Source organism: Maribacter sp., from assembly GCF_039974175.1.
Taxonomy (GTDB): Bacteria; Bacteroidota; Bacteroidia; order Flavobacteriales; family Flavobacteriaceae; genus Maribacter_C.
The window spans coordinates 34,050-57,021 of the sequence record NZ_JBDWJN010000007.1 but is presented as its reverse complement, the minus strand read 5'-3'; the positions used below and the strand labels follow the sequence as shown (position 1 = coordinate 57,021).

At 38.0% G+C, this 22,972-nt stretch carries 21 protein-coding genes and 1 pseudogene; 9 read left to right on the top strand and 13 right to left on the bottom strand.

All coding sequences use genetic code 11. From position 1 onward, the window contains the following. Positions 1-766: 766 nt before the first annotated feature. Positions 767-1,036, bottom strand: coding sequence for a hypothetical protein (locus ABJN95_RS05880; RefSeq protein WP_348369214.1), 270 nt, complete (start codon positions 1,034-1,036; stop codon positions 767-769). 112 nt (positions 1,037-1,148) lie between these two features. On the opposite strand from ABJN95_RS05880, the gene ABJN95_RS05875 reads away from it, so the two are divergent. Then, positions 1,149-2,138, top strand: a complete 990-nt coding sequence (locus tag ABJN95_RS05875; protein WP_348369213.1) for an ROK family protein — start codon at positions 1,149-1,151, stop codon at positions 2,136-2,138. Between the two features lie 5 nt (positions 2,139-2,143). Here the strand turns inward: ABJN95_RS05875 and ABJN95_RS05870 are convergent, their stop codons facing one another. The 6 genes from ABJN95_RS05870 to ABJN95_RS05845 all read right to left on the bottom strand — a co-directional run bounded on the left by ABJN95_RS05870 (position 2,144) and on the right by ABJN95_RS05845 (position 9,114). Then, positions 2,144-3,331, bottom strand: coding sequence for an acetate kinase (locus ABJN95_RS05870; RefSeq protein ID WP_348369211.1), 1,188 nt, complete (start codon positions 3,329-3,331; stop codon positions 2,144-2,146). 6 nt (positions 3,332-3,337) lie between these two features. Beyond that, positions 3,338-5,425 (bottom strand): phosphate acetyltransferase, encoded by a 2,088-nt coding sequence (gene pta / locus ABJN95_RS05865; RefSeq protein WP_348369209.1) that lies wholly within the window; start codon positions 5,423-5,425, stop codon positions 3,338-3,340. Positions 5,426-5,506: 81 nt separating this feature from the next. Beyond that, entirely contained in the window at positions 5,507-6,106 is a 600-nt protein-coding gene (locus tag ABJN95_RS05860) for a hypothetical protein (protein ID WP_348369207.1), read from the bottom strand. Further along, positions 6,084-6,767 (bottom strand): ABC transporter ATP-binding protein, encoded by a 684-nt coding sequence (locus ABJN95_RS05855; protein WP_348369205.1) that lies wholly within the window; start codon positions 6,765-6,767, stop codon positions 6,084-6,086. The genes ABJN95_RS05860 and ABJN95_RS05855 overlap by 23 nt, the downstream gene beginning before the upstream one ends. A 2-nt stretch (positions 6,768-6,769) precedes the next feature. Beyond that, positions 6,770-8,032, bottom strand: coding sequence for an FtsX-like permease family protein (locus tag ABJN95_RS05850; RefSeq protein ID WP_348369203.1), 1,263 nt, complete (start codon positions 8,030-8,032; stop codon positions 6,770-6,772). Then, positions 8,029-9,114 carry an efflux RND transporter periplasmic adaptor subunit gene (locus ABJN95_RS05845; RefSeq protein WP_348369201.1) on the bottom strand — a complete coding sequence of 362 codons (1,086 nt, stop codon included), beginning with the start codon at positions 9,112-9,114 and terminating at the stop codon, positions 8,029-8,031. Before ABJN95_RS05845 ends, ABJN95_RS05850 begins: the two co-directional genes overlap by 4 nt. Before the next feature lie 335 nt (positions 9,115-9,449). Between ABJN95_RS05845 and ABJN95_RS05840 the strand changes: the two genes are divergently transcribed. The 6 genes from ABJN95_RS05840 to ABJN95_RS05815 all read left to right on the top strand — a co-directional run bounded on the left by ABJN95_RS05840 (position 9,450) and on the right by ABJN95_RS05815 (position 14,116). Beyond that, the gene (locus ABJN95_RS05840) at positions 9,450-10,289 is read left to right on the top strand and encodes a universal stress protein (protein ID WP_348369199.1); all 840 of its coding nucleotides are present in this window, start codon (positions 9,450-9,452) and stop codon (positions 10,287-10,289) included. A gap of 31 nt (positions 10,290-10,320) precedes the next feature. Continuing rightward, on the top strand, positions 10,321-10,827 hold the full coding sequence (locus tag ABJN95_RS05835; protein ID WP_348369197.1) for a ClbS/DfsB family four-helix bundle protein: 507 nt from the start codon (positions 10,321-10,323) through the stop codon (positions 10,825-10,827). 240 nt (positions 10,828-11,067) lie between these two features. After that, entirely contained in the window at positions 11,068-11,427 is a 360-nt protein-coding gene (locus tag ABJN95_RS05830; protein WP_348369196.1) for a hypothetical protein, read from the top strand. Between the two features lie 405 nt (positions 11,428-11,832). Next, positions 11,833-12,267, top strand: a complete 435-nt coding sequence (locus ABJN95_RS05825) for a hypothetical protein (protein WP_348369194.1) — start codon at positions 11,833-11,835, stop codon at positions 12,265-12,267. A gap of 204 nt (positions 12,268-12,471) precedes the next feature. Continuing rightward, positions 12,472-13,128: a hypothetical protein gene (locus ABJN95_RS05820; protein WP_348369192.1), complete on the top strand. Its 657-nt coding sequence runs from the start codon at positions 12,472-12,474 to the stop codon at positions 13,126-13,128. Next, complete coding sequence (locus ABJN95_RS05815) at positions 13,109-14,116, top strand: 2-hydroxyacid dehydrogenase (RefSeq protein WP_348369190.1); 1,008 nt, start codon at positions 13,109-13,111, stop codon at positions 14,114-14,116. The genes ABJN95_RS05820 and ABJN95_RS05815 overlap by 20 nt, the downstream gene beginning before the upstream one ends. Here the strand turns inward: ABJN95_RS05815 and cls are convergent. Together cls and ABJN95_RS05805 are read right to left on the bottom strand one after the other, a co-directional pair. Further along, entirely contained in the window at positions 14,111-15,517 is a 1,407-nt protein-coding gene (gene cls, locus ABJN95_RS05810; RefSeq protein WP_348369188.1) for a cardiolipin synthase, read from the bottom strand. The two genes, ABJN95_RS05815 and cls, sit on opposite strands and share 6 nt — an antisense overlap. Positions 15,518-15,867: 350 nt before the next feature. Continuing rightward, the gene (locus tag ABJN95_RS05805) at positions 15,868-17,295 is read right to left on the bottom strand and encodes a nucleoside hydrolase-like domain-containing protein (protein ID WP_348369186.1); all 1,428 of its coding nucleotides are present in this window, start codon (positions 17,293-17,295) and stop codon (positions 15,868-15,870) included. Positions 17,296-18,227: 932 nt separating this feature from the next. Between ABJN95_RS05805 and ABJN95_RS05800 the strand changes: the two genes are divergently transcribed. After that, a complete protein-coding gene (locus ABJN95_RS05800; RefSeq protein ID WP_348369184.1) occupies positions 18,228-18,485 on the top strand; it encodes a hypothetical protein in 258 nt (85 codons plus the stop codon). An 81-nt stretch (positions 18,486-18,566) separates the two neighbouring features. After that, positions 18,567-19,352: pseudogene (locus tag ABJN95_RS05795) on the top strand (aminotransferase class I/II-fold pyridoxal phosphate-dependent enzyme); the annotation flags it as partial. Between the two features lie 66 nt (positions 19,353-19,418). On the opposite strand, the gene ABJN95_RS05790 reads toward ABJN95_RS05795, so the two are convergent. The 4 genes from ABJN95_RS05790 to ABJN95_RS05775 all read right to left on the bottom strand — a co-directional run bounded on the left by ABJN95_RS05790 (position 19,419) and on the right by ABJN95_RS05775 (position 22,958). Then, on the bottom strand, positions 19,419-19,886 hold the full coding sequence (locus ABJN95_RS05790) for a DUF3237 family protein (protein ID WP_348369182.1): 468 nt from the start codon (positions 19,884-19,886) through the stop codon (positions 19,419-19,421). A 371-nt stretch (positions 19,887-20,257) separates the two neighbouring features. Then, complete coding sequence (locus ABJN95_RS05785; RefSeq protein ID WP_348369180.1) at positions 20,258-20,809, bottom strand: carboxymuconolactone decarboxylase family protein; 552 nt, start codon at positions 20,807-20,809, stop codon at positions 20,258-20,260. 308 nt (positions 20,810-21,117) lie between these two features. Continuing rightward, a complete protein-coding gene (locus tag ABJN95_RS05780; RefSeq protein WP_348369178.1) occupies positions 21,118-22,188 on the bottom strand; it encodes an alkene reductase in 1,071 nt (356 codons plus the stop codon). Between the two features lie 275 nt (positions 22,189-22,463). Then, the gene (locus ABJN95_RS05775) at positions 22,464-22,958 is read right to left on the bottom strand and encodes a hypothetical protein (RefSeq protein ID WP_348369177.1); all 495 of its coding nucleotides are present in this window, start codon (positions 22,956-22,958) and stop codon (positions 22,464-22,466) included. Positions 22,959-22,972 lie beyond the last annotated feature (14 nt).

Below are 22,972 nucleotides of genomic sequence, written 5' to 3'. Positions count from 1 at the left end.
TCAGGACAGTTTTTTTCATCCTTAAGAAACAGCAAAAGAGCACAGTGGGCTCAGTACAGAAATTTTAATCGCTAAAACCTATTGGAAAGAAAATAATTACAATTGAGTCTTTAAAAACCACAACTCAGTAATTTCAATTTCATTTCCCAAACAAATCAAAGCATTTTTGTACCAACATTAAACAACAAACAATTTTAAAAACATAGAAATTATGAAAGCATCAATCAACAGAACAGCAACAGAAGCAAAATCAGGACAGTTTTTTTCATCCTTGAGAAGTAGCAAAAGAGCACAATGGGCTCAGTACAGAAACTTTAACCGCTAATCACGGTCTTGGAGTACATCATCATCAAACGAACAACGTCATGAAATCATTTATCAATCAATACCCAACAGCATCGAAAAAGTTTGTATTTCTAAAAAAACTTGTCGAGAGTAAGCGATTTAGAGGTGCAGAACAGAATTATAGTCTTCAATAGGGCTATGACAAACACTAAAAAGGGATACACTTCATCAATGTATCCCTTTTTTTATATGCAACTAAACCCTAATTTATCACTTTCTTTGAATCGGCATTTAAGAAATACACATGTGGCGGCCTGCCATAAATTTTAATGATTTTCCTAATAACTAGCACTCCAACTATCCCAAGATAATTTACTAGTGTACATCGTATAGAAGCAGAGGTGAACGCATAAAACAGTTTATTTAATCTTTGATGATGTTCGTTACCGATTCTTGCGTTGGGTAACTCCGCATTCAACAACTAATACGGTAACGCCATCGTATGGTCCTTCCCCCTTTTAGCATGATTGGTTGGCACCTGATAGTTACATTGTGAAATAGGGTAACCAATCCTCAAGAGCTCCCGTTTGGCATTTTCAAATGCCAGTAGGCTATCATACACAAAATGTATCGTTTTCTTTTCAAGATCAATATCCAAAATACGCAGGTCAAGAATCCGACTCAGGTTACGAACAATACAGCTTTTCGAGGCTGCGGATTTTAAACTATCAATTTTAGCACTTGCTTTCATAATCGTAGATTTTGTATGAGCCAAAATTAGAAAGTGAAACTGTCTTAAAAAATGATATATGTCATAATGAATGTCGTTAATTCTTTCTTGATTTGTGCATATTCCAAATCCTATGGACAAAGAACTTGTATTGGGTATCGATATAGGTGGTACTTATACCAAAATTGGGTTGGTGGATGCTTTAGGAAACATCTTTCAAACTAAACAATTCGCAACGGAGGCCAAGCAACCTTATACCACTTTTTTAGGGCGACTGAAAACTGAAATCAATGCGCTAAAATCTGGTTTGCAATCAAATCATCAACTCCTGGGAATAGGTGTTGGAGCACCAAATGCGAACACCCATACCGGAGCGATGGAGAACCCACCTAACTTTAAATGGGGTAATACCATACCGGTAGCCCATTCTCTTAAGGAGCTATTTGGTCTACCTATCATCATTGCCAATGATGCCAATGCCGCGGCAGTTGGTGAATTGGAATTTGGTATGGGGAAAGGAATGAAAAACTTTGTTGTGCTTACTCTGGGCACAGGATTAGGTAGCGGTATTATTTCAGACGGGGCACTGGTGCTGGGGCAAAACGGCATGGCTGGCGAAATTGGTCATGTCAATGTGAATTCTTCCCTTAATGCCAGACAATGTAATTGCGGTTTGTTAGGATGTTTAGAAACCTATGTTTCTGTTACCGGCATGCGCAGGACCATTTTTGAGCTTATCGCCGAAATGCGAGATGATTCGCCTTTGCGCAGCATAAGCTTTGAAGCCATGACCGGGGAAATCATTTCTGAGGCGGCTCTTCAAAATGACGCTATTGCCCTAAAAGCTTTTGAATACACGGCAGAAATTCTGGGTATACAAATGGCGGATACGGCAGCACATTTTGACCCTGAAGCTTTTATACTCTTGGGCGGACTGAGCAAGGCTGGTGATATTCTCGTGAGACCTACCATCGAAAGCATGGAGAATCATCTTTTTGTAGCTTATAAAAACAAAGTGAAGGTACTGATTTCAGACGGCCCTGGAGAGCATACGGTGTTGGGGCCCGCTGCTTTGGCCTGGCGTATGTTTACAGGAAAATCAAAAGAACCACATATGGTTTAGGCTGGTTAGCGAGCAACCAAATCAAATGCCTGTCGGGCAATCTCAAGTTCTTCATTAGTCGGTATTACCAGTATTTTCACCTTCGAATCTTTATGCTGTATTTCTAGCGTAGTTGATCTCCGTTCCTGGTTCTTTGCAAGATCAATTACAATACCCAAAGCCTCCATCTCAAGGCATACCATTTCACGTAAGAGACTAGAATTTTCACCTATACCCGCGGTAAAAATTAACGCATCTGCACCGTTTAGGGTTGCGAAATACCCTCCGATGTATTTTTTGATACGGTAGGAAATCATTGCCAAAGCCAATTGACATGCTTTATTTCCATTTTCAGATTCCTTTTGAATTTCCCTTAGATCAGAGTACCCAGTTAGGCCTAAGAGTCCGCTCTTTTTATTCAGCATCTGGTTCACCTCCGTTGAAGTCAGCTGCAGCGTATCCATTAAGTGAAAAATAACGGATTGGTCGATGTCACCACTCCTTGTTCCCATGATGAGTCCATTAGCAGGACCAAACCCCAGGGAATGATCAATACTCTTTCCACTTTTGACCGCTGTCATACTACAGCCATTCCCTAAATGAATACTGATTAATTTGGCAGAAGAATTGCCTAGGTAATCCATTGCTATTTCTGTGACATACTTATGACTTGTACCGTGAAAGCCATACACCCGAATATGATGTTCGTCGGCAAGGGCTTTTGGGATGGCATAGCGATATGCTTTTTCTGGAAGCGTTTGATGAAAGGCCGTATCAAAAATCGCAATCTGAATTGCCTTATTAAAAATCTCCTTTGCAACTTCTATTCCCGTAAGATTGGCAGGATTGTGGAGGGGCGCCAATGAGGCCAAGTTTTCGATTTCCGCTAAAACCGTAGCGTCAATCTTCGTTGGTTTATCAAATCGACTTCCACCGTGTACTACCCGGTGCCCCACGATGGTAATTTCATCTGGGTCTTTCAAGACCCCAAATTCTTCATCCAACAACCAATCGGTTATCTTTTTTAATCCATTGTAATGATTCGAAATCTGGAGGATATCAGATTTTGAGAATGCTCCTGATTCGAGCTGTAGTTTTGAATTTGGCAATCCGATACGTTCGGCAAGTCCTTTACATAAGACGGTTTCCGATGGCATTTCAATAAGTTGAAATTTTATCGAGGAACTTCCTGAATTGATAACAAGTATGCGCATAAGTCACTAACTTTCTTGTGCTTGAATAGCGGTTACGATAACCGTATTAAAAACATCATCAACTGTACAACCTCTACTCAGATCATTAACTGGTTTGTTGAGGCCTTGTAGCATTGGGCCAATGGCCAATGCACCTGTTTCTCTTTGTACAGCCTTATAGGTATTATTTCCTGTATTTAAATCTGGGAATATCAAGACGGAAGCCTGCCCAGCTACATCAGAATCGGGTAGTTTACTTTTCCCTACCAAGGGATCTACTGCAGCATCATATTGAATAGGTCCTTCTATTTCAAGATCTGGATGTTTGCTTTTTACCAATTCAGTAGCCCGTCTTACTTTGTCTACCTCTTCTCCTTTACCAGAGCTTCCTGAGGAGTAAGAGAGCATTGCTATTTTGGCCTTTATTCCAAAAGCTTCGGCAGAAGCCGCAGAAGAAATCGCTATCTCCGCCAATTGCTCAGCAGTAGGGTTGGGATTGATAGCACAATCACCAAAGACCGAAACCCGATTTTCCAAACACATAAAGAAAACCGAGGATACCACTTTAATTCCGGGTTTGGTTTTAACAAACTGCAATGCAGGTCGAATAGTATGCTGCGTTGTATGAATGGCACCTGAAACCATTCCATCGGCATCTCCTTGATATACCATCATGGTACCAAAATAGGAAACATCGAGCATGGTATCTCTGGCTACATCCATATTCACACCCTTGTGTTTGCGCAACGCATAAAACTTTTCAGCGTAGCTTTCAGAATTTGGTGAATTCTCAGGATCAACAATTTTAAGGTCTGAAATATCAATTGCCAATTGCATTGCGTTTTTTTCAATTTTATTTCGCTTACCCAAAACCGTAATAGCTACAATACCCAACCTACTAAGTTCACTCGCAGCTTCCAGAATTCTTGCATCTTCGCCTTCGGGTAAGACAATGTGCTTTTTCTGCTTCTTAGCGCGCTGTAGCAGATTGTATTGAAACATTCTTGGTGTTATTCCTTTCGGCTCAAAAGTCTGCAAACGTTTTAACAGCAATTCACCGTCGACATAGGTGTTAAAGAGTGATATTGAGGTTGCGATTTTTTGTTTGCTTTGGGCATAAATCTTTGACTTGATGTTTCCAACAGCATTGGCCGCATCAAAAGTACCGTGCTGTACTGATATTATTGGAACATGGGTTTCGAAACCTTCCAATAGCTTCAGAATGGACTTTTCAGGAAGTAATCCGCCCGTTAGCACGATACCAGATATTGCCGGATAATTGTCGGAAAGATTGGCATGAAGGGCACCAAGAATAATATCAGAACGATCACCGGGCGTAATCACCAAGCTGTTTTCACGCAAATGGGTGAGGTAATTATTAAGCTGCATTGCCCCTACTCCGAAACTTCCCGTTTGATTATTGAGGTTTTCCTTACCAAAAAGAACTTTACCTTGAAGCGACTCCATAATTTCTTTTAGGGTAGGGTGCGATAAATTCTTGACCCTGGGTACCGCAAATGAAATCGTTGAATGATTTAATTCCGATTGCAAACGGTCTTTAACCAATGCTATATTTTCAGGTCGCACTTTGTTCGCGACAACGCCAAGAACATTAATCTCTTTTTGTTTATAGGTGTTTACTGCAGATTCTAAATTACCACAAAACTCCTCAAGTGTTTTTCCTTTGCCATTATCCACCAAAATGGCGGGAATACCTAGATTCTTCGCAATGTCAATATTCAAATCAAATTCAATGATGCTTCCGTCACTAGAAAAATCGCTACCCTCAACCAAAATAAAATCGAATCGTTCTTCAAGTTGCTTGTACTTGGCGATAATGATATCTAAAATATCGCCTTGCTTGCCATCGTTGAACAAATCTACAACCTGGCTTTGTGTAAGCGCTGATGCCTCTTCAGGCTTGAGGGGCAACCCAAAATGTGATAGAACGGTATTGATATGATTGTCAATTTCTCCTGACTTAACATCGTCAATAACAGGCCTAAAATAACCTACTTTGGCCATTTTACCGAGCAATAATTGCATCAAGCCGAGTACAACCAAAGATTTACCACTGTGCGATTCTAAAGTGGAAACATAAAGTGCTTTTGTCATAATTGGGCAATCCTTTTTTATCTGATGAAGATAAGGGTTTACTTTTCAGATATGAATAAAAATAGTTGAAGTTTTGGTAAATTAAAGTTTCCGTAAGGCGCTCTTTAACGTAGGATTATTGCTGCATGGATAGTATTGTTCACTATCCGTAAAATGTTTAGTAACCGCGAATAGCTGTTTTCTATCGTAACGGATAGCTCTTATAAACATATTAATTTCATCCTCTAATACCTGGTGTTCTTTTCTTGATATTTTTGAATCGTACTTATAGGGTTCATCTAGTATACTTACTAGGTATGACAGCTGTTTGTTTACCTTTTTTAATAGGCTTTTGCAGATTTTGGTATCGGCTAAAATTTTAATTCCAACCGTTTGCACAGCTTCAACATTTTCCTCTGTGGTAATCCATATTAAATAATTATCTAAAAGATGTTGTAAAAATTCTAAATCATCACGGTAAACAAAAGATCTGATTTCCAATGCGCTGTTAGGGCTTACAACTCCTGCCACACTGTTTGTTGTATTAAGCTTTCTCCACGTCTGCTTCTGAAGTCTTCCATGATCTTTATTTTGAAACTTTCTTAGGCCTTCCAAAAGTAGTCGGTCTGTCAACTTCAAACCATGATTTTTGTTATGATAAAGCGGTAACTGTAACACGTTATTGGCTGATAATGTTTCCATCGCCCATCTCAATAATGCGATCGGTTTGGGCTGCAAAATCAGAATCGTGCGTTACAATTAAAAGGGAAAGATCTCTTTTTTGCACTAGGTCTTTGAATATATTTAATACGTTCTGTGCATTATGACTATCGAGATTACCTGTTGGCTCATCGCCCATAATTATAGCAGGGTCGTTAATCAATGCGCGGGCAATAGCAACTCTTTGTTTTTGACCGCCAGAAATACGTGAGGCCAATTTATTTGCCTGGTCGTCAATGTGTAAAAGTTTTAACTTGTCCATGGCATCATGCCTGATTTCTTCCAAGGATTTAATGCCCAATTTTTTGGCCGGGAGCATTACGTTTTCCAGTACCGTAAATTCTGATAGCAGGTAGTGGAATTGAAAAACGAAACCGATATGTTCATTGCGAAATCGTGCCAACGCTTCGGCCGCTTTACCAGATATTCGCTCCCCTTTGAAAAACAATTCTCCTTCATAGTCAGTATCCATAGTGGAGAGTATATAAAGTAAGGTTGATTTACCGCAGCCCGACTTCCCCATGATCGAAACAAACTCCCCATTTTTTACGCTAAAATTGATATCCTTTAAGACGTGAAAAAGTACGGGTTCGGTAAAGTACTTGTTTATATTTCTTGCCTCTAGAATTGATCCGCTTCCCATGCCTATTGCCCTCTTATAATTTCCACCGGATCAATTTTCTGAGCTTTTCTGGCAGGTAGATATCCCGCTAAAAAAGTAGACACCATAGCAAATGAGATTCCGATGACATAATACCAAATATTGTAGTTTACAGGATAGGTTTTTATGGTTGGCAAAGCTTCTGTTTCAAAGGGAAGGCTATCAATAAGTACGGATATGGAATAGCCGATAATCAAACCCAAAATACCGCCAACAATACCAATAAGAATGGCTTGCACAATGAAAATATACTTTACGTCTCTTCCTGAAAAACCCGTCGCTTTTAGGATGGCAATGTCATTCATTTTCTCATAAATGAGCATATTCAAAATGTTGTAGATACCAAAACCTGCGACGATCAATAAGGTTATTGAAACCGCATAGGTAATTAGATTTCGAATAGAAGTTCCGGTTTCAAATTGGGCATTTGCCGTTTTAATATCAACGGCAGTTAGCTTAAACTGCTCTTCTATACGTTTAGACATAGGCACCGCTTCTTCTATATCAAAAAGTTTTACATTAATATCGGTAATATAGTTTTGCGGTTTGCCTAAAATTCGTTGTACTGTTTTTAGGTTTACGAAACTTTGAATATTGTCTATTTCAGCAAGCCCACTTTGATAAATTCCCACGATTTTTAAAGGAAACAAATCTCCTCTGACGGTGCTAATTTGTACCGTGTTGCCAACATGTAATGACATTTTTTTTGCCACTCCTGCTCCAATAAGAATACCATTGTCATTGTTCTTCAATGCCTGAGGACTACCTTCTACTATATACTGCTCGAAATTGAATAACCGTACCTCTTCTAATATATCAATACCTACTAAGTTTCCACCCAATTCAATAGATCCTGATATGTAGAAAATTTGAGCATTAAGCTGGGGAATAGCACCCTTTACATTGGGGTTAGTATTCAATTCTTCCATTAACGGAAGGGCATTGTGAATTTTAGCCTGCACGAATTTTGGTTTTATAGATGCAATTGTCGTAAACGCATCTTTCACCTTGGTGTATAAATCAATAGGTTGCTTTTCAGAGGGCTTTATTTCGTTATAGATGTGCACATGAGGAGTTCGATCGAGAATGAGGCCATCTAAGAGTCCGTTAAGGCCGGTCATGAAACTGACGAGGATAATAAAGGTGCCTATACCAAAAGTTACCCCGAGGGCGGCAATGGACGTCTGCTTTATACGTGATAATAAGTGCGTTTTTGAAATACTAAATATGACCCTCCAGTTTATCATCCCTCGGGTTTGTAGATTCTGGTTTGTTCGTCGATTCCTGATAGAATTTCAACCTCACTGAGGTTTTTGTTTCCGACTTCTATTGCTTTTAAGCCGTCATCGGTTTGTACTGAATTGCCATCAATCAAATATTCTAGTGGAATTGTGAGTACATTTTCCTTTTCTGAAACCAGAATATTGGCTTCGCCTGCCAGACCAGGATACAGTACGTTTGGAGCTTGGTCAAAAACGGCCTCAATCTTAAAAGTTTGGGTTCGTTCATCTTTTTTCGGATAGATTTTGGCAACTTGGGCTTCGAATACTTCATCAGAATAGGCGTCTAATGTGATTAACACAGGTTGCTTTAGTTTTAGTTTTACGATGTCTACCTCATCAACGAGTAATTCTACTATAAATACATCAGAGCTTCCTATACTCGCCAACGGTTGTTGTGCGGTAACTAGCTCACCTTCATTTTTGTAAATAGCGTATACCCTACCGTCAATCTTACTACGTATCGTAAAATCATTAGTATTCGTGAGAGCAGACTCGTAGGTGTTCTTGGCCTGCTGAACTCGATTTTGTAATTCGCCCTTGGTGCGGCTATACCTGTTTTGTAGAACCTGCAAGGCATTTGCAGATGACTCATAATTCAATTTGATATTGTCAAATTGTGATTCTGAACCTATTTTCTGCTCCCATAGTCGTTTCTGCCGCATATAGTTCACCGAATCATTTTTGAATTTTAAGGTCGCCGTCTGAATTTCTTTTTCTAACCCACCTAAAATGGCCGCACTTCCGTCATAGTCTTCTCGTGTTTTCTGTAAATTTAATTTTGCATTGTCCTTATTTAGTTCAGGAGTTTTGTTGAAGATCTGAAAAAGTGGTCTACCATTAGAGATAACATCCCCCTCTTCAACAAATTGAACGTCAAGAATTCCCGCTACCGAGGCGTATACCTCATAAAGGCTATCTGGCTGCACAAGTGCAGAAGCATAGACCGATTCTATTAAGGTTCTTTTTTGTGGAGTTATTCCTTCATTACCGGACCCGCAGGAAATAACAATGAAAACTATGAAAAAGATCATTGTCTTTTGTAGCATACCAATTACTTATGTTTTAAAAATACAAAACAGTTACAAGATTATCTTTCCGATTCGGATTATTTCTTTCAATACCTGCATTCCAATTTTCCTCAAAAGTAACTTTGGAAAGCCACAACCAAAATGACTTTTATCATATGTTTTGCTTTCCTACTGCCACTGCTTTTAGTTCTTAATTTCAATCGGTTTTCAGAAGTGGCTGGCCGGCGTCATAAGTTTTGAATAGCGAAGTAATTTTGAAGATATCAACTATCGCTTTAAAAATATGATTATCGTCATTTTCTATAGTTAATGAAGGTTTTAATTTTAGGTCGTGAATCTTAAATAAGACCGGCATGAAACAAATTCTTATTCCCACTGATTTTTCAGAAAATTCCTGGAACGCCATTCGCTATGGGCTTGAATTGTTTAAAGCCTCGAAATGTACTTTTCACTTGCTCAACATTAACCCCATTCCGCCTTATTCAGGAGCAGGAACGGCCATACGAGCAGCGGCGGATAACTTTGAAGCACATGTTTTAAAGGAAAGTAAAAAAGAACTTCAAACCTTGCTCAAACGTATTGAAAAGCTTCCACTAAGTTCGAAACACACCTTTTCAACCAACGCCATACACGACTACTTTGTAGACGCCATAAAAAGAGAAGCCGAAAAAAACAAAATCGACCTCATCATCATGGGTACCAAAGGAGCATCAGGATTGAAAAAAGTCGCTATAGGTAGCAACACAAGTGATGTGATTACCAAGGTGAAACAGCCGTTACTGGCGGTTCCTGAAGATGCCGTTTTTTCAAGCCCCAAAGAAATAGCCTTTCCAACAGATTATCATATTGGTTATGATGTAAAAGTGCTTGATACCCTAATAGCTATGGCAACAATGAACGATGCCATTATTCGAATCTTGCACATAGCCAAAAAAGGGGAAGAATTAAGTAACGAACAACGTATAAAGAAAGACTTCTTACATGATTATCTGATTGATGTGAAACACAGCTTTCATAGGCTAACAGGAACGAAATTAGAAACCGCGGTACAATGCTTTACCGAAAGTAGGGCGGTAGATATGATAGCAATGGTAGCTAAAAATCTGAACTTTTTCCAGCGGATTTTGTTCCGCCCCGCTGTAGAGGAAATCAGTTATCACACCAAGGTACCTTTTTTGGTATTGCATGAATAATTTGAGTAAAACCCATTAAATATCGAATCAAATGCCAAGGCCCAAAACTAAGGAAGCATTGCTACTATTGAGTCAAAACAACTACACCAAGCTTATCAACTATATTGATTTGATTCCTAAGAAGGAACTTCAAAATGAATTTCCCAAAGGATATCTCAATAGAAACATAAGAGATGTTTTGGCTCATTTACATCATTGGCATATCTTACTTTTAGCATGGTATGATGTGGGAATGACAGGTGCAAAACCAGACATGCCGGCAAAAGGATATACTTGGAAAACCTTACCCGATTTAAATCGAAAAATACGAGAGACTTATGAGAATGTTGATCTGATGAGTGTTGAGATACTGGTAGATGAATCGTTTAATAGAATACAAAACATAATTAAAACTCATTCGGAAAAGGATCTATTCGAAAAGAAAAAATACAATTGGACCGGAAGCACATCTCTGGCTGCCTATTTGATCTCTGCGACCTCCAGTCATTACGATTGGGCTTTAAAATTAATTAAAAAGTGCCGCAAGCAAAATCTTTAAATTGTTACCGCAATGGGAGAAAAAGATCAAAAATAATATGATACCGTTAATACGTATCTTAGGAATAAATTTGGCAAGGATAACTGTCAATGATAGTATGCAAAAGGGAATTGTTAAACGTCAAAACCTTGAAGATTATCGAAGTCGAGAAGTAACAACAATTATCGTCCGGTCCGTGTTCAGAACCGATTTTTAGAACATAGTTCAATGAAAATTAGTATTCATCTTAAATATACAGTTATGAAACGATATTTTTTAGCAATACTAGCGGTGTTCACCATACTAAGTATGAATGCCCAAGACGCACAGACACCGTTGGTACAAGTAGGTGATGTACTTGAAATAGGGAGCCCCGATGCCCCAAGGTACAAACACATTTATTTTCCAAGACCCAATTTCATTATCAAAAAAGGTGGCATAGCCAATTACAAAAGAATGAGGGGAAAAAAGGTGGTGGTAACCTCTGTAGAGGAAAAAAAAGACGGAACCTTACAAATCAAAATCAAAAGGGCCGATGGAGGAAAGTTTTTCAATAGCCATACGCTGGTCTCGGTTGATTTGAAAAATGCGCTCGAATCAGGTGAACTAAATGTATTATAATTTGGTAAGGTGATAACGTTTACCTGTTCTTTTAAATCACTCCAATGCAATGGTCAGTTGATAGAAGATAGCGTCGATTTTTCAAACATAGTGCCAAATATGATTTGAAAGCACTTACTATGACATTCCTTTACAAAACGCCCTTCATAGCGATCTTCACTTTTTAGTCATTTTTTTCAAGACTGACCTTTGTCATAGTAAAGCTTCTTTTGAGCATCTATTTTTATGACATAATATAACATACGATGTCATGGAAAGCGGATTTTATAGCCTACCTATTTTCAAAAAATGTATTGAATGCCATACGATACGCCTTCCATTTATAATAAATAAATGGCAGTTAAGGTGGATAACATCATACAACCAATAGTTACCCTGTACAGGGAATTTAATAAAATTTAGCCTATGAAAATTCCTAATAATCATACCTCAGCTGAGCAATCTAAAAAATTAGATCGATTACATCTCGAATTGAGAGAATGGCAGTCAAATCTGTATTTTATGCTAGATGAAATAATTTTCATTGATCGTCTTCTCAACTCCTATGCTTTTCAACCCAATACGCCAAACCTATTCGAACGCATACAAGATTACCTATATCGTCTAAAAAAGGCCAAGGAAAAGCGAGCGGCATACGTAAAGTTAATTGGTATGCATGAAAACGATTTAGGCGGCATGTTAGAATGTACCGACGAGAATTGTGACTTACAATACTACCAAAAACACAATGCTATAAAGGCAGAAATTGCAGGATGTACACAAACTTTTCAGGAATTAAAGTCAGAAATTTTCAACTATGCAGGTGGAATTTTAAAAAAAAAGAAACCCAAAGCAAAATAATTAGCGGTTCAGATGCAAACTATTCCTAAACGCTTTGACCACGTACTTCCTACTGTGGTTTAAACTTGAATTAATTTCCAAACCTGACCAAAATCATAGATTACCCGTTTACCGTCTAATACTTTAGCATAGAAATAAGTAAGGTACTTCAAGCCTTCGATCTTAGCAATTACTAAGAAACATTACATAATTAAATAAGAAAAGATGAAAAAACTACTCCTTGTTTTGTTGATTGCCCTAATGGGGTGCTCCTCTGCGGAAATGGTCGAGAACTGGAAAAATCCTGATATCGAAATCTTTTATGCCAACAAAGTACTTCTTGTGGGCATAAGTGGTGATGTGGAAGCTCGGGAAGATTTTGAAAGTAAGCTACAGAAAGAGTTTGAAATTCGTAAGGTTGATGCTATGCGGAGTATTGATGTATTTGATGCCAATTTCACCAATGCGAAGCGAACGGAAAAAGAACTCGATGCCTTTGAGCAAAGTCTGCTAGACAAAGGTTTTGATGCCATCTTGTTGACTAAGATTATTGGATCAGAAAGTAGACAGTCTTTTAGAAAGTCTATTAACGACCTGTATTCTACTCGTGATGGTTTTAGTGAAGACTATAGAAGACATCAAGATATTTATTACCAAGATGAATACTATGAGACCTATACCGTTTATAACGCGGAGACCTCCTTATACTGTATCTGTGAGGGAAAGGAACGTTCGCTTATTTGGAGAGGCAATATTGATATTTTAGACCCTGACAACGTCCAAAAAACGATCAAGGATTATGTGCGCTTAATCGTTGTAGCTATGGAAGAACAGGACTTAATTTTTACAAAGGACAACAAAAATGAAGTTACTCATCTATAGTGCCAAAGATTATGAAATTCCTTTTTTAGGTAAGGCAAACAGTAATAGGCATAAAGTTACATATACCAAAGACGCTCTAGATACGCATACCGCCATTCAATCGATGGGATATAAGACAATTTCTATCTTCTCTGGTGATGATGCTTCTATGGTTGTACTTGAAAAACTGTGGGATTTAGGCGTACGTTACATAACCTTGCGCTCTTCAGGCTATAACAACATTCATATTAAGGCCGCAAAACGCTTCGGTTTCAAGGTAGCCAATGTACCCGATTATTCTCCGCACGCCATTGCCGAGCATGCTGCAGCGCTCTTACTTTCGTTCAATAGAAAACTAGTATTGGCCGATGCTCAGGTACGTCAATTCAATTTTTCACAAGAAGGTTTAATGGGGTTCAACCTCCATGGTAAGACTGTAGGTATTGTAGGTACAGGAAAGATTGGAAGCATCATGGTCAAAATCATGCACGGCTTCGGCTGTAAAATTCTCGGGTGTGATCTAGAACCCGATGATGACTTGGTAGAGCTTTGTGACGTTACCTATACCACTTTAGACCAGATTTGCAGAAAATCAGATATTATTAGCTTGCATATTCCCCTGAACTATGACAACTATTATCTGATCGACAAGACAAAGCTAGCCCTGATGAAACAAGATGCCATTTTAATTAACACCTCTCGGGGCGCAATTGTCGATACCAAAGCCTTAATAGACACTTTAGAAAAAAAGAAAATTGGGGGCTATTGCTCCGACGTTTACGAAAAAGAAAAAGGTGTCTTTTTCAAGGACCGATCTAAAAGCGGTATTGAAGACGAACCGCTAAAACAGTTACTTTCACTAACGAACGTATTATTGACCCCGCACCAGGCTTTTATGACTCCTGAAGCCTTAACTAATATCGCTCGAACAACCTTTGAAAATATAGATAGTTGGGGCGAAGGAATGGTTTGTAAAAATGAATTGGGGTATGAGCGGATTATCTCATAAAATAGGGCTAAATATTTTTGCAACCCCTTCTTTGAGCTTGTCTAACCAGGGTCGTTTTAAATGCGTCTCGAAATTCAGTTGATTGCTACGACCGCTATCAGTTAAAAAATCAGCTTTTAATGCTTTTACAAAATTGGCATCGTAAACAATTGCGTTAACCTCATAGTTCTGCTCAAAGCTTCTAACATCAATATTGGCCGTTCCAACGGAAGCGATTTCATCATCACTGATCATTATCTTACTATGTAAGAATCCTTTAGGAAAGAGATATATCTTTACTCCCGCCATGAGGAAATTTTCGAAATAAGAACGCACACTCCAATTTACCAATTGACTATCGTTATTTTCAGATACTAGTAAGCGAACGTCTACTCCGCTCATGGCCGCAGTGTCCAGAGCAGTAAGTATTGCCGGACTCGGAATTATATACGGATTGACAATATAAAGGTAGTCTTTGGCACCATTGATAATAGAAAAATAAACCTGTTCGATCACCGGAAAATCATCATCTGGACCAGACGATACGATTTGTACTATGGAGGAGCCATCACCACCGCTTTTTGAGGTCGTATTTTTTGAAGATTGAATTTCTTGTTCACTTACCAGCTGCCAATCTTGCAAAAAAACAGCGTTCAGGTCTTCGACCGCAGCACCCGCTATACGTAAATGCATATCATGCCATTTACCCAAGGTCTTATCACCTTTGAGATATTTATCAGATATGTTAATACCACCTGTAAAAGCTACTTTCCCGTCGATAACAATTATTTTGCGATGGTTGCGGTAGTTGACAGAACGTAAGAAACGACCAAATCGAAATGGTAAAAACGGGAAAACCTCAACACCGATCTCTTTTAACTTTTTTAAATACGATCTACTTAGTGAAAAACTCCCTATACCATCATAGACCAGACGTATTTTTACCCCCTGCTTTATTTTTCGGTAAAAAATTTGCAACAACCTATCAGCCAATTGCCCTTCCTCAAAAATATAGTACTGAATATGTATAAAATCTGAAGCCTTGTCTAAAGCACTGAAAATGGAATTGAAGGTAGCTCCTCCATCCTTTAAGAAAACTACTTCATTGTCGTTTGAAGGATTAAAACTATTATTCTTTTGAACCAGTCTTATTATTTTTTGATGTCTTTGCGCTACTTTATTGGAAGGCAGATGCGTAGGTATTGCAGCTTCAGTTTGGCTCATGCTTTTCAATCGAAGCAACTTGTTTTTCCGTCGGTTCCTACCTACCAACAAGTACAATAAAACGCCTCCAACAGGAATCGTAAAAATGGCGAGTAGCCATGCCAAGGTTTTGGAAGGGCGTACCCCGTTTATTAGCAATCTGAGTACAATACTAACCGCAATCACCGCGTACAAAACAATCAAAAGGATAGCAAACATAGCACTTTGAACTATTGGTATCGGTTCGAAACTATTAAAACCCGTGTGGAAAGGATATGACCAAGGTCATAATCTAAGTTTAAAAAACAAAATACGCAGTCTATCAAATGCACTGACTAAAACCGAGATGAGACTGCTAAAACCCCTGTCTTATCTAGTCAATGACCCATATATTGCGATTAACTTTTCAACATTGGTAACCGTAAGGACAATAGAATAAGGTTTTGACGGTTTCCTCCTTAAAGATAGCAAAGTTATACCAAAATAGTTCATACCGATTCCAATGCCATTGCGTATAGGAAATCAAAATCTTTTAGGCCTTAATTTTATTATTTATGTCGAAAAATTCCCTATTTAGGCAAAACGGTAACAATAACGCGCTTGTATCTTGTTAACAAAGGGGTGCCTTTGTCCGACAACTTCAAAACAAAATGAAGAGTCTCCTTCTTTTCAACTACTGGAGCCTTAAGGTTTACGATATGTACGTTCTCAGCACCCAGTGATATCTTTTTTTTGTATGAACTTTCCTCAGGATAGTGAAACCATAAATAACTAAGATTATCACCATCTGGATCAGTAGATTTAAAAGCATCCAAAACAAAAGCTTCGCCTGACTTTACTGTAAGTTCCTCAGGATGTGTCAATGTTGGAACCGGTGGATGATTGGCATCTTCATACGCCATCAGACACCAGTCCATACGGGCGGCAAAATCATGTTGAAAATCATCTCTCCAACGCCATAAGGTGGTCTTATTGTCGGTAAAGCTAATCGTATCTAATTTTACAGCACGACCATACGCTTTGGCCACATAAGGGGTGTAAGCATCAACGGCGTTAGTCCAAATTGCCCTTGTTTCAGGAGCAATGGTTACAATCGAACCCCCCTTTTTAGTCTTATCAAATTCTGGCCTATAGAGGGCATATCGACCACCCCAGCTACCCCAATCGGGATGTTCAGATTCATTAAGTCCGTTGGGTATTAATGACAAAAAAGCAGGTGTATCTCCTTCAACTCCCCAGGCCACATCAGGGTATTCGGCGCCTAACGGTCCGTGATGCTGCTGTATGTTTTCGGCAATCCAATCATTACTTATCGTACTGTTGTCAATACCCTTTACATAACTATTGATTCCTGTCCAGGTAGCTGTGGCATAATAATCGCCCGGAGAAACGATATAAAACAGCTCAGGAAAGTTATTTCGAATCCAAAGGCCGCTGTCATCTTGATCGGAAATCGTATAGACCCGTAGTTTGGAGATTAGCCTAGTGGCTTCCCGCTTACTTTTCGTTTGTTTTATTTTATGGAGAGATTGTGCCAAGGTATTTACACCTCCCCAAACAGAAATCCACAAGGGGCGATCATCTTTTTCCTCTAAGACCTTGATAATCCATTCGGAACCCTCAGAATCTTTATCGTCGCCTACACCCGTCATACCGTATACAGGAAGTCCATTTTTAATTACGGATAGTAGTTCTTGCGATTCTGGATACCCTGATTCATGCTTTAAAAGGTTGGGCTGTACTTTTGCATAAGCTCGAATAACCCGCGCAATGGACTCAGGATTTATTTTGTTCTGTAGCCAACAAGAAGTTGTTGCGACAAGTCCTTTGATATCGATTTGGTTGGAATATAAAAGCAAACGCACCAAGGACTGGGTGTCATCAGGATCAGCTTCAATATCTGTCAGTATAATTACCCTATTTTTTTGATTCGTTTGGGCCAAGGATTGAGTATAGCTTACGGCACAAAATAAAATTAACCACAAAAATGTCTTCATATAATTAAGTATACCGCTGCAGTATATGAAGATGTACTCCGTAGCAGCATTGTTTATTCTTGATCTCGATTAATAAAATGGACCTAAAGTTAAACAAAACCGAATCAACATATACAAATTAGGGTTGTGCGCTGTCTACGAGTTACAAGTTTAAATGTTCTAAAAGGTTTTAGATGACTGCCTTTTTAAGATGTAATCTAGGGGAGCTGTTTTAGAAAAAAGACCTGGAAAATAGCTTTCGAGGCCCAAAATTAAGTGTCAGTTTGTAACTTGTATGCTGTTAAACGCTCGTCTTGAATCATTCCGGGCCAATGGCAGCCAAAGCAAGTGTTGGAAAGGCTTCATTGCATTCCCTTACATCGATATCTCTGAGAAAAAGACCAGCTTTCTCAAATACTTTTTGATGGCATATACAAAACCATGCCCTTCATCGAACTCTACACATTATATTAGGTGATATTGGATGAAATCATAAAAAACAAAAAGCACTGTCAACCAGATAGTAGACAGTGCTTTAATACCACTTAAAAAGTGGTTGGTCGGGGTGGCAGAACCAAACATACCTCCACAATATGTTAACTATCAAGGTTTTAAACCTCTCATTTTTAAATGATTAACCGAACTCTAAACTCGGTTCAAAATGGCATAAATTGATGCGAATTTTATGCGTCTTTTGCATAACTAAGTTAAGGAATAAATTAACACAAATGAAATCATTTAAATTTAGCCTGATTTAAAACTTAGAACCTCAAACTTCCAACTTCAAGTTCGTCCTCTTCTTTATCGAGTCTTATACGTTTGTAATACTCGAAGGAGTTTGGACTAGTGTGTTGTTAATTACTCTTTTGAAGTATAAGAGAAAATAATAGGTAGCTGGAGAATCAAACGTAAGAAGAAAATCATCTCTTTTAAAATCGTTAATTTGATGTACTATGAAGATAAAACCGTTCAAGTTAGAAAGATACTACACACTATACGAGCATTCATCTGAGCATTCACTTTGTAATTCTGATTGTGAAGCGATGACCATTTCTGATTTACTTGCGTTAGAGGATGGGGCAAAAGATACATTTAACGCAACTTGGCTAGGGTATACCCACACACAGGGAAGCCCTAAATTAAGACAAGATATTTCCGCCATATATAATAAAGTAATTAGTAAAGAGTTGATGGTCTGTACCGGTGCATAAGAACCCATCTTTTTGTTTGCCAATGCAATTCTAGATTCCAGCGATGAAGTTATCGTGCAAACCCCTTGATATCAATCTTTACAATCCGTTCCCGAAAGTATCGGTTGTAAGGTACTTTACTGGAATGTTCACTATGAAGATAGTACCCCTCATTTTGATATCGATGTGCTAAAAGAAATGATTACCAGTAAAACCAAGGTTATTTTCTTAAATGCACCCCACAACCCCACGGGCTTTCTTTTTACGAAAGAACAACAACAGGCGGTTATATCGTTAGCGAGGGCCAACAATATCATCATTTTTTGCGACGAAGTATATAGAGAATTAGAGCATGATGCGTCATACGCTATTCCCGCTTTTGCAGACGCTTATGAAAATGGCATTTCAGTTGGCGTTATGTCTAAAGCCTACGGTCTACCAGGATTAAGAATTGGTTGGTTAGCAACTCAGAATCAAGAAATTTTAGAAAAGATTGCTATTCTAAAGGAATATACCACCAACTGTAATGCTGGCCCCAGTGAATTCCTAGCTGGCGTAGCACTGCGAAATAGAGATGTCATTTTAAAACGAAACCTGCAAATCATTCAAAATAATCTATCGCAATACGATACCTTTTTTAAAAAGTATGCGGACTTGTTTTCATGGTACAAACCCCACGCCGGACCTATAAGTTTGGTGAAAATGAAATTTGATTACGATGATATGCGTTTCGCTGAGGATGTATTGAAAAGAAGCAGTGTATTATTGCTTCCGGGTAGTATTTATGATTTCAAGGGCTACTTCAGAATAGGTTTCGGTCGGTTAAAAATATCTGAAGCATTACAACAATTTGAATCTTTTGTTGTCGAAAACCTAGCTGCAAAATAAAAAATCCTAAATAGCAATAAAAACTATCTAGGATTCTAATTGATTTACAATTGAAATTGTGTCAAACTAATCAGCGTATGCTGTAAGCTCAATTTTTCCTGTATTACGATCTACTGTTCCCGTAGCCCATACTTGGAGCCCGTTTACCCACTTATATTTTTCTGCCGAAGTAAATAATGCTCCATTTTCTCGTATGTCGATTATTTTTGAATCATCTGTTCTCGCGGTTGCCACTCCAGTTACTTGTGCAGATATATTTTCACCATCTTCTGTTTCAACCTTTAAATAGATATTCAAATTGCTTCGACCATCGGCTCTCATATTCATATAATCAATTCCAACAACTTTTCCTTTCAATTTTGGACCTTCCAATGTTCCTTCGAAATCAATATCAAACCTCGCTCCCTCTGAGGGTATAGAAGCTTCACCATCCATAATTTTATCGAAATCTGAACCAAATGATGTTAGTCCTGTTAAGCTTAAATCCATTTTGTAAAGGATTGTCTGTGTTTCTGAGTGCACTACATTTTCCATAATTTTTTGTTTTTAATTGTATTAAATAAGCTTTATAAGTTTCATTTTGTAATTATTAAACAAAGATATGTGGCATCTACAGCATGTAAATGGAGGAAGAGGTCAGATATATAGAGGATACGTTCAATTTGATTTTCTAACCGTTTTTTTAGAATAATACGTTTGGATGTAACACTCAGAAAAAATCCTTCACCATAACTCTTTTTTTACTCATATAGACAGGTTTGTTGTATGTAGATTTTTCCTATATAGAATTGATATATTCTGCTAATAAAATATTTACGCAAAAAAAGAGCATTCGTTTTACAGTATTTTTACGGTAAAACCAATGCTCTACACAACCTCAGCAGACTTTGTGCTGAAATTACAGATTAACTATTCCATGCAAATTTTTGAAAGGGGGCATCCACTTCAGTTTTTGCTGCATGGTTGGTATAATTGCTCATGATTTTTTGAGCATATCCAATCAAGATATCCAAGTAATGTTTAGTGGAATATCCGGCATCAAAAAAGACTTGCATTTTTTCTTCAGAAATATTCCCTCTATCTCTTACAATTGACAAAATCATATCATGTAAGGCTTGTAATTTTGCATTTGGTAGTGCAGTCTTGTTACGCAATGCTTCCGTAATTGAAGCATCTACTTTCATAGAGTGAGCAATTCCGGTATGAGCAGGAACACAATAGTGACATTCGTTTTCCACATTTATGGTTTGCCAAACTACGGTCAATTCTTCAGCGTTGAAAGACGTTTTTGTAGCGAATGTATTATGAATTGCTTTGTAGGCCTCTAACATTGCCGGAGACTCTGCCATTACAGCATGAAGGTTTGGCAATAATCCGAAAGTTTTTACCGATTCTTCTAACATTGACTTGGATGGCTCTGGCGCAGATTCTATTGTGTGAAGTTTAAATGTATTCATAAATTCAATTTTTTAATGATTTTCAAAATGTTTTAACTGTCACAAATCTCCCTATTTAAAGGCTAGTTCAAAAGGAGTAAACGGTCATTATTATGGAGAATAAGGTCAGAGAAATTCAAATGAGTATTCTTTAACTTTTAATTCAGATTAGCGTTTAAACTGCAGTTAAAACACGGGAAGGATTGTTTTGATTTTTGAAATTTATATAGAATTTTAAACCGCACCATATGGTACTATCTAAATACAGAATACCCCTTCTAAATAGTGAATGATTTATGTCTTACTATTGAAAAGGGGTATTCTATTACCTAAACGTAGTCTGTATAACCAACTTCATCAGGAGTGTAAAATGTATCTGGGTTGGGGTCCGTGAGGGCTTGATTGTTTTTAAGCTTTTCAACTAGGGTCGGATTAGAAATAAATGGGCGACCAATATAAACCAAATCGTACCCTTCATTGAGCATTTCCTCTGCCTGTTCAACACTATGCACATTACCACCGACAATAATACTTCCCTCAAAAGCATTTTTAATGATGCGTTTGATATCACTTGTAAAATCCGGAGCACCAAAAGCTACTCGCTGGTCTACAATGTGCATGTATGCAAAGTTTAGTTTTTTTAGCTCTTGAGCCAAATACGTATACGTATCGACTAACTCATCGTAGTCACTTTGCATATCATTAAAGGCGCCATAAGGAGAAACTCGCATGCCTACCTTATTACCTCCTATAGATTCGGAAACCTCTTTTGCCACTTCAAGGACAAAACGAAGTCTATTTTTATAATTTCCGCCGTATGCATCAGTTCGAATATTTGTTTTCGGGTTGATAAACTGTTCTAACAAATACCCATTGGCAGCATGGAGTTCTACACCGTCAACTCCAGCTTCTACCAATTTTTTTGCGCTGTTGACAAACTCGTTTCTACTTTCTATTAAATCGTCAAGAGTCATTTCTGCAGGCTCGTTATGGGGCTGCATACCTTTGCTGTCTGTATACATTTCTCCCCTAAGTATTAAAGATGAAGGTGCGACAACCTGCGCTCCTTCAGGAAGGTTTAAAGAAGATGTCACACGCCCAGTGTGCATGAGTTGAACGAATATTTTTCCGTTATTTTTATGAACCCCTTCAGCTACAGTTTTCCATCCTTCAATTTGGGCGTCGGAATACGCTCCTGGAATCCTAGCGTATCCAAGACCGTTCGGTGAAGGAGATGTACCTTCAGTAATTATCAAACCTGCTGTTGCCCTTTGTGAATAGTACTCACGCATTAATGCATTGGGTATATTATTTATAGCACGACTTCTCGTTAGAGGGGCCATTACAATTCTATTGCTCAACTCTATATCTCCTAAGGAGAATTTTTCAAATGTTTTCATTATTGTCTCTTTATTTCTTCTTTAAAATCTGATTGTTTTAAGAATGGTTTTTTACCCCTAAAAAAATCTTTTTTTGATGGTCTAATAGTCTCTAAGAAAGGAAATCATTAACAGGAAAAACTGCTAAATATATCATAATTTCACTCAGGTATATAGCAATAGAAAACGGTTCATAAAATTCCAAACCGCCATATAATCTATTGATTAATAAATGGTTAGTGTTTAGCAGTCCATCTGTTTACGAAAAGGATTTACATTTCAAATAGCTTTTAGTTTTAATCTTCTCTTTCATTAAAGATTTCTCTTAGTATTTGCCATGTTCCCTTTTGATTTTTTTTCCATACAACATGCCAATTCGAGTCCGTGTCACCGATTACTTTTCCATTCTCTAAATAGGTGATTTGGTATTCGGATTTACCCAATGCCAAACTATCAGCGAGAATGAGTTCATGCAATTTCCAACCGGTTAACTTTATGTCTTTTGTTGCCAAACGAGTCTTGAAATGATTGACGATATTGATTTTGTCATAGATTTCATTGCCGTCACCGTCAATGACAATTGCATTTTCATGCAAAGCATTATAAAAACCTGACAAGTCATCGACTTTAAAGCCGTTAGTCATTGTCGTATAAATTGCTTTTATCGCTTCCGTATCTTTTGGGGAATTTCCGATCTCTGTCGTCAAATTTCTTTTAATATTAGACAAACTCTCTTGTCCTGATAAAAAATTAAAAGCGGCTAAAATTAGTATGAAGATTGATTTTTTCATTTTTTATCGTTGAA